This is a genomic window from Paenibacillus sp. FSL K6-0276 (assembly GCF_037977235.1).
In the GTDB taxonomy this organism is placed as follows: domain Bacteria; phylum Bacillota; class Bacilli; order Paenibacillales; family Paenibacillaceae; genus Paenibacillus_AQ.
The window spans coordinates 816,693-834,283 of the sequence record NZ_CP150276.1 but is presented as its reverse complement, the minus strand read 5'-3'; the positions used below and the strand labels follow the sequence as shown (position 1 = coordinate 834,283).

Sequence of the window (17,591 nt, the reverse complement as noted above, 5' to 3'; positions counted from 1 at the left end):
TAGCCCTTCCGATATGAGACCTGAATGATAAAACATTCGAAATCATGATATAGTTTTGGCTATCGACCTCTTGAAGAAGGAAGAAGATCACCTGCACTAGAGCAGACGATCTTCCTCGAAGTTACTTCTATTTTTTTGAATTTAGTATTGCTAGAATCAAAGTGACTGCTTCAGCTCTAGTGGAAGAGGCATTCGGATTAAATTTGCCATCCCCATTCCCCTTAATTAAGCCTGCTTCTGCAGCTGTTGCCACATAAGGTCTTGCCCATACTGGAATCTGGTCAGCATCATCAAACGTCAGTGTTGCCTTTGGATTCACTTCAAGACCCAGTGCACGAACGGCAATGACTACTAATTCAGATCGTGTTATTTCTTTATTCGCACGGAATGTGCCATCTTCGTATCCCTTAATGAAACCGGATTTAGCAATGGCTTGAATGAAGGCTTTAGCCCATACTGGGGTTTGGTTTTGATCAGCAAAACTAAACTCAGTATCGCCAAGTTCCAATTTCAGCGCTCTTGCTAACATCGTTGAAAACTCACCACGTGTTACAGTACCATTCGGACGGAAAGTCCCGTCTTCATAGCCAGTTACAAAACCAAGTTCAACGGATTTTTCAATGGAAGCCTTAGCCCAATGATCGGCAAGATCAGTAAGCTTTACTTTTGGAGTTTCAGGCTTAGTTGGTTGTACTGGATCTGCTGGTTTCGTTGGCTTAATATCATCTTTTGGTTTTGGTGTAGGGCTTGGTGTAGGTGTAGGGCTTGGTGTTGGCGTTGGATCTGGTGATGGTGTCCAGCCACCACCCGAAGAGCTAGCTTCAGTCGTCACCGTTACACTCGGACCATTCATGCTCCAGTTTCCTGCTCTATCGCCTGCTTCAACTTTAAAGTTATACGTCGTGTCAGACGACAGGTCACTGACTGTAAAGCTAGTGATATCTCCTGCTAATGTAACTAGTTCGCTTCCATTCTTGTAAACCTTATAGCTTGTTACACCCGTATCATCCGCTGCTTCTTTCCATGAAAGTGTAAGGCTAGTTCTGCCAACATTTGAAGTCGTTAATGCTTTATCTTCTGACCATGTTGGTGCAGTTTTGTCTCCTGGTGTTACATCCTTATAAGTTGCTGTTACTTTAACGGCTTCACCAGGCATTACAAATGTAGTAGATTGTGCTCTTGCATCTTCGAATACAACACTAATGTTATCCGTCATCCATTTGTCAAATTGTTGGCCTTCTGGTGCTCCATAGGCTGCTATTGTAACAGTGGCTCCTTGAGCATAATTTCTGCTGCCTTTACCATTTACGACTTCAACGGCATATTCTTGACCTGGATCTGTTATGTCCTTATAAGTTGCTGTTACTTTAACAGCTTCACCAGGCATTACAAATGTAGTAGATTCTGCATTTGCATCTTTGAATACAACGCTAATGTTATCCGTCATCCATTTGTCAAATTGTTGGCCTTCTGGTGCTCCATAGGCTGCTAATGTAACGGTGGCTCCTTGAGCATAATTTCCGCTGCCTTCACCATTTACAACTTCAACGGTATATTCTTGACCTGGATCTACAGTTGATTTAGCACCATAAGCTTCAAACTCACGGAAACCTGCCCATGCAGGGTCAATACCCAAAGCCGTCACTTTGATAAATTTAACATGATTAGCTGACCAAGTATCTTCTGTAACACTTTGAGTAACTGGAGTATCCCACTTATTCACCGTTCCGTTCCAGGTTTCTCCATCAGAAGAGACTTCTATTCTGTACTTCATCGTACCTGAAGCGGATTCCCAAGTCATCTTTGAACCCGTAACATCGTACTGTGCTCCCAGATCAACCTTCCACCAGTGTTCAGTGTTTGGATTGCTTACGCTCCAACGAGTCGATATTTGACCATCATTACCCATAGCTGCTGTATTACCTGACTGCTGACTGCTTGCAGTTGCAGGTTTCCTTAATGCAATGTTCGGATCTTCTTTTACTGTAATTTCTGCAACAGCTTTCATGTTAGTACCTTCTATCGTACCATTTACATTAAATTGACCTTCTTTGTTAATCTGTTCATCCGTAATAAGATCCCACGTCACAGCTACAAAACGCTTTGAATTATCACTCATCGTTACTTCGATCATGCTTGGTAAAAGCGGTTTTACGCCAATAAATGTGCTCATTTTTATTTTAGGAATTTCACTAATTGTAGCTTGGCGCTCCGTAACTATAACAATAGCCTGTGCTTTGATATTAGAACCTTCTACTATACCCTCTACTTTGAATGATCCAACATTCTGGTAGCTACCTTCAGCTATTTCACTCCAAGTTACAGGTACATTTGCAACTGTACCAGTTGAGGTTACCATCTTAGCCGTTGCTGGCATCATAGGTGCAGTTCCTACTGTCGTGTAAACCGTCATCACTTTTGCATCTACGATATCTACTGCCCCACTCGCTGTTACGGTTACAGTAGCTGTAATCGCTGCAGCTTCAACGCCATTAATATGTCCTATTACTTCAAATTCTCTTTCTTCAGCATATTCTGAAGGGGTAATGGCTGGCCATTGCACTGGCAAATCCATTTCTGTGCCATTGCTCAGTGTTGCCTTTACAGTTGCAGGCATTTCCGGATGCATACCGACTGCAGTACTAACTGTAACGGTATTTGGTCCAGTTATGGATGGAGCTTCTTGAGCAACTCGCATTTCAGCTACACTCGCCCAACCATTAATTCCTTCTAACGCTGTTAACTTAACATGAGTTATTGGCTTAGGATTATTAATATTTATAGACTTTGTATCTACATTAACCTCCCAATTACCTTCCGCTACCTTCTCAAAGTTCACTCCATCGGCACTTGTATATAACCCATATTTCGTTATCACTCCATTTTTCTGGCTTTGTCTTGGCGTTACATCTACTCTGTTTACACTGTAAACTTTACCTAAATCAAGCGTAATGGATTGTGGTAATTCATCACTTCCATCCCAAGCTGTGTGCCACAATGAACTTGTGTTTCCATCAAGAACATTTTCTGGTGCATCACTTGGTTGATAACCCGTTGCACTTGCAGTGATACCATCTACAGGTATAACTGATAAATCAACAGGTGTAATTTGTGGTGGTTCAATCGTAGCATCCTTTGCTTCTTTAACCACTAGATCATCAAGGATAAAGTCTCCTGCTGAACTCCCAGTAGTATTCCTTGTTCCAATCCAGAAATCTTCTGTGCTTGCTGTAAATTTAACCGTAAACGGTGTAGGAACAGTTACCTGTGGCATTGGTACATTCATCACTTCCTTAGTACCGTTACCAACAACGAAATTAATCTTCTTATCGAACTGACTTTCATATTTGAAAGATACTTCGTAAGTTGTTCCTTTATCAAATCGTAGAGTCTGCGGTAATGTTCTCATGATCAGACCGCTACCTGTTTTATGTGACTTAATGGACCATCCTCCATTTAATACGTCATCAACTTCTTTTCCATTCCAACCTTTCTGGGTGTATGGAGCGTGTGATTCTGATAAGTGAGTACGTGGATCACTTACTCCGTCAGCATCTGCAATGACAAATGGAGTCAACCCTTGGTCCACATGCTCAAAATCTTCTGCTACGACTATCTCTGGAGATTGCGGTACAACTCGCTTGGTAGGTACGCAGCGAACATCGTCAAAGGTTACAATTGCTGTTCCTCCAGCTACCTTCAAGTACAATGTAGCTGTATCCTGTCCTGCTGCAACATCAAACACGACTCTCATTCGTTGCATATTGGTGCTGTGCTTGGAGTCAGCTGAAATGTAGTTTTGCAGCGGTGAACTTTCCGTATAGTTCGTGATGTCTGCTCCGCCAAAATCTTTCACGCCAATCGTCGTTCTACGTTTTGCATTTCCTGCCGTGTTTGGATCAGTTGCATTTGTACTGTTTGGCGTATTTCCTACCTGAACATATATGGAAGCCGAGTAGGTTCCAGGGTTCAATCCTGATAACTCCGTCTCTAATACAGTCTCTTCCGTATTTTCTTTGACGACTAATTCATATTGTCCACGATGGTTACGTTCTACGGTTGCAGCACTGTCTCCACCTTTGATAATCGACCAGTTGTCTAATGTTCCGCTGTTGAAGCTTGGGTCCTTTGCAGGCATCGCAAATCCCCAATTCATATCTTTAGCAGTTACAGACACATCACCTTTGTATACAACGTAAGCCTGTTTTGCTTTAGCATCAATCGTAATTTTGCCATCAACTACGCTTAATTCTTTTGCTTCTTGCTTACCCGTATCAGTTAATGTATATAACTTCACTGTTGATACATCGTTCCAGCTATTTGGAAGCTCCCAAGTCGTTGATCCGCCACCTTCATTGTAGTGGTACAGTTTCTCTTCAACTTTAGCCAATTCACTATCTGTCTTATCAGCATTTGGCGACCACGGCAACAAGTATTTGAGGTTATTGAATTTTACATCATCATAAACATTACCGTCACTTGTTCCTTTTTGAATTCTCACATCTTCTTCAAGAAGCTTTTTAGCATCTTTCGTGAAGGTTCTTTTTCCGTCATTTTTTCTTTCAGCAACGACATTTCCTTCAAATTCGACTCTTCCCACATTGTTGTTTACATCGTACTTCGTCATCGGGAAGCTTTGCAGATATTTCGTTGGCAGATTTGTTTCGAATACAATATCAATCATTTCATCATAATCTACTCTACCCTGCCATCCTTCCGCATCATTTGCCTCCGTACCGCCTAGGATTGGATGGCGAGCGATCCACGTATCTTTCTGGTGATTTCGCACAAATCTAGCGATATCACTGCTATAGCCCTTGATGCTCTTACCGCCGTAATCATAGTCAACTGACCAGTGATTCCAAACGGCATCATCTTCTAATACATTTGGAAACTCCGTCGTAAGCGTCCAGCCAAAAGAATTCACTTCTCTTGCAAATCTTCTTCCGTTAAAGCCCTGCTCATACCATGCATCCGCATAAATAAAATCAAGTGTTGGCGCATCGTCCTTTAACATCTGTAAACGGTTCAGTCTGTTGCCAGAATAAACTTCTCTACGGTATGTTGGGTCATCAAAGTCATAGGATGGATCAAGCCAGTCCCAACCGCCTTTATTGATATTTACTAATTGATCATCAAATGCCTTTGCTTCCGGGTGTGCACCTGTACCACTAATGTGTACACCCATAAAAGCATTATAGTTCTGCGCTTCTCTTACAAGCGTATCCATATCCTTCTGTCCGCCCTGACGTACACCTATATGTCCGCCGTAATCCGGATGTGCGGAGTCATGCCCTTCTGCTTGGTAACCCTTTAATTCCACCCACTGTCCAAGCCCATCAGTTGATAGATATATTTTCTTTGTTTCATCTAAAGTCTTTAAGAATGGGTTGGTTGCCTGGCTGCCAAAGTTCATCGGTATACGGTGAACAACAAGTTCAGACATTCGATCGCTGCCTACAGGATTGTTCATGATATCTCGGAATGCAACAGCTGCATCCTGCCAATCCATTTTAGCATCCGCATTTGCATCCGCTGTGATAACGACCTTACTATGTGGTAAAGGTTCTATTATGTTTTCTGGCATATTATTTCCACGATATACCCATGAAGCACTCCACAAAGCTGTACGGGAGTAATCCGTTTTCTTGGTCGTCTGTTTCACAATCCGGTGATTGTCATTATCTCCATCGGCATTTGTATCACCATATGCATTTGACCATACACCTGCTGCCAGTTGATCATTGTTAATGAACGCGTACATATAGTTTTTTGGTGAACTATCTACCGTAGGAGTACCTGATACATCTTGATACACATCACCTTTTTTATAAACAGCGTTTTCCATTCTGGAACCGGCAAATTTAGCACCCGCTTCTGTACTTCTTACTGATACCAAGCTATGGTTCGGAATTTCAATGGTATGTATTCTTTCTGTACCATTTTCTTCCACCTTTGTCACTTCGAAATCAAGTGAATTTTTCACTACTTTCATTGTTAGCTTAATGACTACATTCAGCTCATCAACAGTTAGCACATAGTAGGCTTTGTCTGCCTCTTCTGTGTACTCTACTTTCGGTACATAGTCTGTTCCGTTAATTCTTACTATGTTTAATGCATCTTCTGAACCATGCAACACCTTGTTATTTAACTCATATTTCACTACTCTTGGAAAATTCTGATCTAATTGAACTGACATTATATTTGATTCAATGATTCCATCATTAGCTGCAGCATCCGCAATTCCTGAAAATGCAGGAATTGTAATACTACTCAGCTGTGCAGAGACTACCACAATGGCTAAGTTTTTAATTACCTTTGACAGTGACATTTTTATCCTCCTTCGGGTTCAATCTATTCCTTGCCAATTGCTCTTAATTGATCTTTTGTGTAATTGCCATCGATCAGCATCACCTCCTTTGAGTCGAACAAACTGAAACCGCTTACAAAATCACCAGTATCATTGCTTGTCATGCTGACTGTGGAAGAGATCGCTTATTTTTTTGAGAATCTGAATATAATGATGAATTCATGGAAGTATTCATAGGAAGGAGCATTCTAATTACAAAATGCTATATATCTGTAGGATTTCAAATACCTTTATCGATATTGTGAAAAGAGAAGAGTCAATCGACTTTATATGTGTTCATCTTACTCTCCAGCCACTGGAAAGTTAATGACGATAATTTGGATTTATTGATAAATTTTACGGAAATCGGACAAATAAGATCTTATTAGATCGTGTACCCTGAGCTCCCCTCTCCGTCGCATTCGAACCTCCTGATTTCATAAAACAATACAAAGAAGATCGCCTACACTCGTGTAGGCGATCTTCTTCGAAGTTAAACCAAATGGCACAACACAAAACTGCAGTAAGCTAAACCATCATTTATTTTTCGTTTAGCATAGCTAGAATCACAGTGACTGCTTCAGCTCTAGTGGTAAAGGCATTCGGATTAAATTTGCCATTCCCATTCCCCTTAATCAATCCTGCTTCTGCTGCTGTTGCCACATAAGGTCTTGCCCATACTGGAATCTGGTCAGCATCATCAAACGTCAGTGTTGCCTTTGGATTTACTTCAAGACCCAGTGCACGAACGGCAATGACTACTAATTCAGATCGTGATATTTCTTTATTCGCACGGAATGTGCCGTCTTCGTATCCCGTAATAAAACCAGATTTAACAAGTGTTTGAATGAATGACTGAGCCCATACTGGTGTTTGCTTCTGATCAGCAAAACTAAACTCCGTATCACCAAGCTCCAATTTCAGCGCTCTAGCTAACATCGTTGCAAACTCACCACGGGTTACCGTACCATTCGGGCGAAAAGTTCCATCTTCATAGCCAGTTACAAAACCAAGTTCAATCGATTTTTCAATGGAAGCCTTAGCCCAATGATCCACTAGATCCGTAAGCTTTACTTTTGGTGGTTCTGGCTTCGTTGGTTTTACTGGATCTTTTGGCTCAGCTGGCTTAGGCGTTGGTGTAGGCATAGGTTTTGGATCTGGTGTTGGCTTTGGATCTGGTGACGGTGTCCAGCCACCACCTGAAGAGCTTGATTCAGTCGTCACCGTTACACTTGGACCATTCACACTCCAGTTCCCTGCTGCATCACCTGCTTCAACTTTAAAGGCATACGTCGTGCCAGACGAAAGGCCACTGACGGTATAGTTCGTGATATCATCTGCTAATGCAGCTAGTTCTCTGCCATTCTTATATACCTTATAGCTTGTTACACTCGTATCATCCGTTGCTGCTGCCCATGAAAGCGTAAGGCTAGTTTTACCAACATTTGAAGTCTTTAATGCTTTATCCGCAGGCCATGTTGGTGCAGTTTTGTCTACTGGTGGTTCTACCCCAGGAATTTTTGCATCATCGAATGTTTTTACTGCTGCTTGAAGTGCTTCGATTGCTGCTGTCACTTCTGCTTGTGTTGTTGCCTTCTCTACAACACCTTGTGCTGCTTCAATCGCTGCTTTTATTGCATCTACTGCTGCTTGCGGATATTGTCCTGGCTGATCGCCAACAACTGCTCTTTCAACTTTTGCTTGTGCTGCTGCAATCACTGCCTTCAGTTCTGTTGTATCCACTTCCGCTGGTTCTACCCCAGGAATTTTTGCATCATCGAATGTTTTTACTGCTGCTTGAAGTGCTTCGATTGCTGCTGTCACTTCTGCTTGTGTTGTTGCCTTCTCTACAACACCTTGTGCTGCTTCAATCGCTGCTTTTATTGCATCTACTGCTGCTTGCGGATATTGTCCTGGCTGATCACCGACGACTCCATGATCAACTTTGACCTGAGCTGTTGTAATCGCTGCTTCGAGCTCTGTTGTATCCACTATAGGTGATTTTACGCCGTAAACTTCAAACTCACGGAAACCTCCCCACAGTTCCGGGTATCCCATGACAGTTACCTTGATATATTGGGCACCCTTAGCCGTCCAGTTATCTGTTCTAACTTGTTCCGTGTTGGTTGTGTTATTCATATGGTCAATCACTGTGATCCAAGTTGCAGCGTCACTTGAAACCTCGATCTTATACATCATGGCCTTACCGGCTTTTTCAAATATTACCTTTGAACCCGTTAAATCATATTTTCCGCCAAGATTCACCTGCCAATAGTGTGGATTCTTATCATCAGACACGCACCAACGAGTTGACTCATCACCATCGTTACCTGCTGATGCTGGACCGCTGTTTTGCTGGCTATCTGAAGTAGCAGGTTTGTTTAATACGACATTGTTTGATTCCGGTATAATTACACTCTTCATACCGCGTACTCTTATCTCATCAATCGAAGCGATTCCTTCTGTAAATGTTACCCTCACATACCTTACTTCATCATTTGAAACTCTGTCCGTTTTAACCTTGCTGGATTCTGTATCCGCGGTTCTGTCAACTGCATGTGTCCATACCTTGTTATCACTTGACACTTCAACCCTGTACTTACTTGCATTTTCTGCAGCCCATTCAAGCTCGATTTCTGTCAGGTCATATTTTTCTTCTAAATCCACAGTCCAAGTCTTCATCGTATCTTCATATACAGCCTTCCATGCAGTAGCTATATTACCATCGTTGGCCTTTGAAGCCTCAGACCATGCTTGTTCACTGCTTGCTACAGCTGTCTTGTTATCAGATACGACTGGTATTGAATCTGCATTTTGATAAATGTTAATTTCAGCAGCGGAACCGTATCCATTTTTACCAGCCAATACTTCAAATCTCAGGTAATGAGCCTGCGTAGATCTAAATGTTACTGTCTTCGGTGTGGAATCGTTTACAAATGTTCCTTTTTGCTTGACCAAGGTGTAGTTTACAGCATCCATGCTTGTGTAGATGTTGTACTTGGTTACAATACCGTTATCTCCACCGGACTGTCTTGGAATATATTTAAGCTTATATACGTCATATGCTGCACCCAAGTTGAAATCCAATGTGTGAGGAGGCGTATTTCCACCATTCCATTTTGTATGCCAGATCGTATCTAGGTTTCCATCTAGGACATTTGCTGCTTTATTATCTTCGGCTTGAGTTTCCTCACTTGAAGCAGTTACTGTCATGCCAGTTGATGGAATCATTTCAGGGTCAGCTTCAGTTGTAATATTTACACCCTCACTCCATTCACTGAAACCAGCAAAGTTCTTTGATCTAACCTGTACGGTATGAGTTGAGCCTGTAAGTAACCCTGTTTCTGAAAATGGGCTTGTTGCATTGCTTATGATCTTATTATCAATCTTGATATCATACTGTAATGCTCCGGATACAGCATCCCATGCGATATCAATCGTTGAGCTGTTGGGTGAATCCACTTGAACATGAGCTGGAACTGCAGCAATCTCAGGATAATCACCAGAACCAAACATAAACCAGTTTAGCTTGCACATTTCCGTATCCGCACCGTTAAATACTAAGAATATCTTTTGCTTACCTGTAACTTCTTTTGTAAGCTCTGCTTTAGCATTTACATACTCATTCAAATCACTTGTATTCGGAATTTGTAGTATGGCTATCGTTTCAGCTAGATTTCCTTCTGCATCAGCTAGTTTAACCTCAATCGTGCCGCTAGTTTTGTTACTCGCTACTCTTACGTTAAACCATTTTGCTTCCCCATTACCAAAATCCACCTGGTCATAACGCAACCAGTCGCCATTCTTGATATTAGCCATACTTTGGTCATATCCACTGTTTACATCATCATCTGTCCACTCCGTTTTAGCGTTGATCGTAAGATTTTTATCTGTTACATAGTTTTGATCATCATACCGTTCAGCATCAATCTTCTTATTTACACGATATAAATTACCTTCATTTTCAGTCATTGTCAGTTCAAATGAATCAACATCAATATATCCGCCAAGGGTTTTTGTTGCATAGTTGAAAATACCAAACCTCATACCAACGTAGGTTCCGTAACGCATTTCATATCTTCCGCCTAATCGAGTAAAATTTACTCCATCTAGACTGTATGAGAACTCCGTTCGATATTCAAATCTTGGAGTTTCAGCTCTAAACCAGATATTCGTTGTTCCTTCTGGAAGATCAATGGATGCCTCTTCTGTCCATAAGTCCTGAACAACGATTCTCTTCTTTCCATCTTCATTCTTTATTCCGATGAAGTTGGAATCTTTTTGTATTACAGATAATCCAGCCTGATCACCGTCAGCCATACGGCTTATATCCATCTTTACAGTTCCTGTACAATCTGGACCAATAATTCTTTGAGTAAGCGTATTTCTAGCATATGCTAAAGAATTTGTTACACTAGATGTTTTAAGTCTTATATCTCCTGGTCTTTCCGTAAGACTCCACTTGTCATTGTCAGGATTGTGATTCCACTGCCATTGTAGACCTAGCTTGCTGCTGCTGAAATCATCTGATGTTGCAGGTGCCTTTGGCTCAGTTGCTTCAAGCCCTGGTATATTAGGTTTTTTATAAGTAACAACAGCTTTTTCCCCATCAAACTCTCCTAAATATGGCCATCCATCTTTCCAGTTGACTGGTTGTAAAGTAGGCACACGTCCCAGCTTGCCTCGATCCTGGAATATGACCGACCACCATTCGGATTCTTTACCTTCTCCTTGAGGTACGTCTACCATACCTCCCTGATGAATACCATTGCCTGCAAAGTTCATAAAACTAGTTATAATATCTTTTGCTACATAAGGGCCATTCGCCAAGTCTTGTGTTCTGATCGCTATTTCTTTCTTTGAACCCTTGTTCCATGTCGGAGTGCTTAGAATGTAGTAGGTGCCATCTTTTTTATACACATGTGAACCTTCATTATAGGCGCCACCCTTATAGTCATATATCATCTTTCCGTTTCTTGATGCTCCAGGCTGTCTCTTCGAAATAATAGAGAGTTCACCTGTTGCTTCACTAACAATCTTCAGCTCACTTAAGTAAAGTTGACCTTGACCATGTACAACGTATACTTTTCCATTGTCGTCAAAAAATAACCCCGGATCGTATAGTTCATCTTCTAACTTGTAAATCTTCCATGGACCCTTGGCGCTATCTGCAACACTTACGTATGCAGCATCTCCATTGATGTTATACATCAAGTAGAATTTACCGTTATGATACCTCAAGCTGGTTGCCCATGGACCTTCATCATAAGCATTCAACCCATTCTTAATGTCGTACATGTCACCTTCCATTCTGTCAACAGCATAACTTTCATATTGCCAATTCACTAAATCTTTGGAACTCATGATTGGACTTCCGGGAAATAGGTGCATACTCGTTGATGACATGTAATAGGTGTCTCCCACCCTGATCACATCATTATCCGGATAGTCCCCCCATATAATAGGATTTGTGTATGTACCATCTCCGTTGTCTGCAGCCCTGGCATTAGGTGCAAAATTGACAAACATTGCAATTAGCATTACCAGCACCATTGCTTTTTGTCTGGAACTGAACATTTTAGACTTCCTCCTCTTAACTAAATATATGATTATAAAGAGCTAGTTGAAGTAGTTTCTTACAAAATGTGTAGTTATTGGGACAATATAAATTCATGAAAAGATTCATAGGAAGGAGCATTCCGATTACAAAATGCTATCGTTCATAAGTGAGGAAAGATAATAAATCGAATGTTTTATTTTTACATCTTACTCTCCCGCAATGGATAGGTTAATGATGATAAATTAGATTTCTTGATAAATTTTACGGTAAGTGTCATGAAAAATCCCCTCCAGTGTACTCATACCTCATGCTTTCACAAAGCTGTATTCGCGTATGGGCTTGAAGGGGATTAATCTACTAAAATATAGTATAGCGACTCTTCTCTAACTTATTTCAGATGGTTTAACATGCCTAAAATCAATGTGATGGCCTCAGCTCTAGTCGTTGAACCATTGGGATGAAATTTACCATCCCCATTCCCTTTTATCAGACCTGCTTCCACAGCAGCTGCAACATAAGGTCTAGCCCATGCCGAAACCTGCTCCGCATCCTTGAAAGTCAATTGTGCATTAGAATCTATTTTAAGACCAAGCACACGAACAATAATGACTACGAATTCAGATCGTGTAATTTCATGACCCGCACGGAATGTACCATCTTCGTATCCTGAAATGAAACCAGCTTCGGCTATGGCTTGAATGAATGGCCGAGCCCACGCTGGTGTTCCCTCCTTATCATTGAAACGAAACTCCTTATCATTAGACCCCAATTTCAGTGCTCTAGCTAACATTGCAGCAAACTCACCACGGGTTACAGTGCGGTTCGGGAGAAAAGTTCCATCTTCATAACCAGTTACAAAACCAAGTTCAATCGATTTTTCAATGGAAGCCTTAGCCCAATGATCCACTAGATCCGTAAGCTTTACTTTTGGTGGTTCTGGCTTCGTTGGTTTTACTGGATCTTTTGGCTCAGCTGGCTTATTACCATCTTCCGGTTTTGGAGTAGGCTTTGGATCTGGCGTAGGCTTCGGATCTGGTGTCGGTGTCCAGCCACCACCCGAAGAGCTAGGATCAGTCGTCACAGATACACTCGGACCATTCACACTCCATTTCCCTGCTTCATCGCCTGCTTCAACTTTAAAGGTATACGTTGTGTTAGATGACAGGCCGCTAACTGTATAGCTCGTGATATTACCTGCTAATGTAACGAGTTCGCTTCCGTTCTTGTAGACTTTATAGCTTGTTACTCCCGTATCATCCGTTGCTACTGTCCATGAAAGTGCAAGGCTAGTTCTACCAACATTTGAAGTCTTCAAAGCTTTATCTTCTGTCCATGTTGGTGCAGTTTTGTCTACTGATGGTTCTACCCCAGAAATCTTTGCATCATCAAATGTTTTGACCGCTGCTTGAAGTACTTCGATTGCTGAGGTCACTTCTGCTTGTGTTGTTGCTTTCTCTACAACCCCTTGTGCGGCTGCAATCGCTTCTTTTAATGCATCTACTACTTTTTGAGGATATTGTCCGGGCTGATCACCAACGACTGCTTGATCAACTTTGACTTGTGCGGCTGCAATCACCGACTTCAGTTCTGTTGTGTCCACTTCCGCTGGTTCTTCCCCAGGAATCTTGGCATCATCGAAACCATTTACTGCGGCTTGAAGCGCTTCAATCGCTGAGGTCACTTCTGCTTGTGTTGTTGCTGTATCTACAACATCCTGTGCTGCTACAATCGCTGCTTTTAATACCTCTACTGCTATTTGTGGATATTGTCCTGGCTGATCACCAACGACCGCTTGATCAACTTTGACTTGTGCGGCTGCAATCGCCGCTTTTAGTTCTGTTACAGTTACTCCATAGACGAATCTGGCATCCGCCCAGTCCACATGCGTATTATACCTAGATTCAGGATTTACAGGATTATTATTCCATTCAGCAACAAGCTTAATCTGCTTGGCTCCTGTGATATCAAGATCAATAAATTCACAGTTGTCGTCTCGCATCTTGACAGGGCTTGTATAGATTAGCTCATCATCTTTAAATATTTTAAAGATTGCTTCTCCACCCATTTTAGGAGCTTTCTTGTCAATTCCTGCATAGGATTGGAATCTTGTATATCCACGTCCATCTACATGGTATACAACCTCTGAATTTGTATCCGATGATAGTCCTTTCGTAAAGGTCTTCACTCCAGCTGCCGTGTTTAAGTCAAAGTTGGAACCACCATACTGTGGCTCATCCTTAAGTACTGCTTTAAAGTCACTGTGTGCTGAAGCCCATTCCAGATCACTTGCATAGTCAAAATTCTTAGGCTCTGTTTCTGTATAATCCTGTCCATATAATATCAATTCTGCCATACCTATTCTGAACCCGCCGCCAGCAATGATGTCCTTGATCGTTACGCGAACATAGTTGATGTTGTCATACGGCTTAGCAAATGTCTCTGGTGTGAAATGCTGTCCACCTACATAGCGATTATCGAGTGCCTTTTGCCATGTGTGGCCATCCGTTGAAACTTCTAAATCATACGTGTACCAGTTACTGTCCTTCTCCCAGAAAATACGGCTTCCAATAACGGATTGCGGTTTGTTGAATTTTACCGTAACGGACTGCGGAAGCGTTAATTCCTTGGCTAACCAGCCTGTTCCTATCGTCGTTACGCCATCTCTAAGCTTACCCGTACCCCTGTCTGCTTCACTTTCCGAAGATGACGTGATAGATTCGATTTTCGCATCTGTAATTCTGTCACCGGGTTCTTCATTTTCTAAAGGTATGATCTTAAACTCATATAAAGATGCCCAATCTCCATTGGTTATACGATCAACAATGCTTAATCTTACATATCTCCCTTTTGTTTCTACGAGCTTTGTTTCTTCATGTCCATTCGGTGTGGTATTTAATGTATTATCAATAACTTTCCGCCAATTGGTCCCGTCTTCGGATACTTCAATATCGTATTTATAAACATTTGTACTTGTCTCCCAAATCACCTGAAAACCAGCTATTGCGCTGCTTTTCTGTAAATCAACCTGAATCCACTGCGGTAAGGATGCTCCATTTGCACACCATCTTGTACCTTCGTCATCATCTACTGCATTTTTTGCAAAGTTACCTGATTGTTCAGAAGAACTCGTAACAGGTTTACCAATTGCAATATTTTTATAGGTCTGTTCTGTGGTTTCTAGTTTGTCAACTCCACCAACCCATGGTGTATGCTGTCCGTCAGGGACAAACTGCCCTTTATAGGGTATTGTACTTACGGTTTTGGATCTCGCATTTAATCCTTCTGCTGTAGCAAGAATTTTTATACTTCCACTGACGTCTGCAGTTCTTACAAATGCGAAACCTATACCGCCTTCAACCCTCTGTTCTTCGACACCTATTCGTTCAATATTTTTGCCGACGAGTTCACCTTCACCTGTTACAGCAATTTTAATCTTACCCTCGTAGTTGGGTACTACCGTTCCATTTGCATCAACGACTTTGAAGTATACAGGGATTACATCTGAACCATCTGCTACGGGCATGATTCCTCTGTCACGTACTTCAATTTCTATTCCAGCAGCTTGACCTGGTGTTCTAACTGTATGCGTTTTCACAACTTTCCCATCTAAAATCGCTTCTGCTCTAAGCTCTCCAGCCGCAAACTTATCTAATGTAAATGTAAAGATGGGGCTGCCACCTTTTTTAGCGATGTTCGGAACAGATTTCAGAGCTTCTTCCCTTGTCATTTCACGTACCAATACATCATTCTGATATAGCTTCACACTGTCGCAGTTACTGAATACGTTAATATTTAGGCTTGAGGTTGGAGAATATGTGCTTGCTATGAACACCATTGGTCCATAAACAGGATTTCTAGCCGATTGCATGGACTGTAACCAGTAGTAATCATATTTTTCGTATCTATCAATATCGACTGTTCCACTTCCTAATGTCTTGGTTGTTGATCCACGCGCGTAGTCATTCCAGCTCCATAAGAAATATCCGCCTATTCTGTCATTCGCATCGAGGCCACCCCAGTCCGAGTAACCATCTCCATTTAAATATCTCTGACGCGTCAAAATCTGAGTCATCATTGCGTCTTCGCCTTCTTTTCTCAGCGCCTTGCTGGATTCTTCAAAATCACCCCATTCGCGAGTAAAAAATGGCTTGTTGGGATCAAAATCAGTCCATTTGTTAGGGTCAGCATCCCAATTCGTATCGACGACTTTGTAGTTCACATCATAGAAAGATCCCTGAAGTCCATGGTCAGCCGCTGTATACATCTGGTTGCCAGGATATTCTGCATGAGCAATCGCAGTAACCTCTTTTGCCCATGCTGCTGAATAGCCCGTCTCATTTAGTGAAGTTTCCCATAGGATTACGGATGGTCTGTTTCTGTCACGTCTGATCATTTCCCGTGTATCTCTTAATGTTAGATCATAGAACTTTTGAGTTTTCGTGAAGTTCTGCCAGCCGGGCTGACATTCAATAACTAATAATCCTAATTCATCAGCTGCATCTAAAAAGGCCGGATCATTGGGATAATGAGTGGCACGAACCGCATTAAAGCCATTTTCCTTGATTTGCATAGCATCACGATACTGCATCGAGTTAGGAGCTGCATCTCCGATATTCTGATAGGCCTGATGACGGTTGGCTCCGCGTAAATATAATCTTTCCCCATTGAGATAGAAACCATCTGCCTTGTACTCTATTGTTCTGATCCCTATCTTTGTTATTACATAATCTACTAGAGTTGACCCATTATATACTTCACTGACTAAAGAATACAGATAAGGTGTATCTGGATGCCATAAATTTGGACTGGTTATCGTTAATCCCTGATTAAACTGATGATCTCCACCTGTTGGTACGCTTACAGCATCAGCTTCACCCTGAGCAACGATATTTCCTTCCTTGTCCACAATCTTGCTTACAACCTTCGTATCTGCTGAAGTATTATTCTTGTTTACGACATGGGTTTTTACATTCACCTTGGTAGAAGTTTTGCTTACTTCAGGATAAGTCACAAAAACTCCACCGCTAGCTGTTTTATCAGCCTGTAATGCATCCGAAATATGTAAATCATTTGTAATTCTCATGGTTACATCTCTGTAAATACCACCGAAGTAATGGAAATCGAGATTGGCAACTGGCTTTCCTGGCGGTGTATCTGGACTATCATAGCTAGATACCTTTACGGCTAGAACATTGGTTTCACTAAACTTAACTTTATCTGTAATATCTACAGAAAATCCAACATAACCACCATTACGGGAATAAATTTTTTCTCCATTCAAATAGATTTCACTGTCGGTCATGACACCTTCAAAGTCAATATTGATTGTATTTCCTCTGTACATCTCGTCAACCGTAAAATAACGTCTGTACCAACCTATTCCTTGATATACGGCTCGCCCACCATTCGCATGTTTCTTCTCCAGTCTCATGGTGTGCGGAATGGTTATATTGGCAAATGCCTGATCATCAAAGTCAATAGCCTCTGAACCAGCTAAATCACCTCTGTAGAATCCCCAGTCGCTATTTAAATTCAATACGGTTCTACCATTTGTATTCTGAATAGTACGATCGCTCCCTGCATAAACAGCTGTACTTGAGAATTCCATTCCTAATATCAATGAGAAAATTAATAGCCATAAAGTTGTTCTCTTCATAAGACACCTCTTTAAAATATAATATA

General features: G+C 41.6%; 3 protein-coding genes. All 3 read right to left on the bottom strand.

Annotation, left to right across the window (positions count from 1 at the left end):
* Positions 1-127 precede the first annotated feature (127 nt).
* Complete coding sequence (locus MHH52_RS03650) at positions 128-6,331, bottom strand: endo-alpha-N-acetylgalactosaminidase family protein (protein WP_340006707.1); 6,204 nt, start codon at positions 6,329-6,331, stop codon at positions 128-130.
* Positions 6,332-6,889: 558 nt separating this feature from the next.
* Positions 6,890-11,926 carry a discoidin domain-containing protein gene (locus MHH52_RS03645; protein WP_340006705.1) on the bottom strand — a complete coding sequence of 1,679 codons (5,037 nt, stop codon included), beginning with the start codon at positions 11,924-11,926 and terminating at the stop codon, positions 6,890-6,892.
* 371 nt (positions 11,927-12,297) lie between these two features.
* Positions 12,298-17,565 carry an S-layer homology domain-containing protein gene (locus tag MHH52_RS03640; protein ID WP_340006704.1) on the bottom strand — a complete coding sequence of 1,756 codons (5,268 nt, stop codon included), beginning with the start codon at positions 17,563-17,565 and terminating at the stop codon, positions 12,298-12,300.
* Positions 17,566-17,591: the final 26 nt, after the last annotated feature.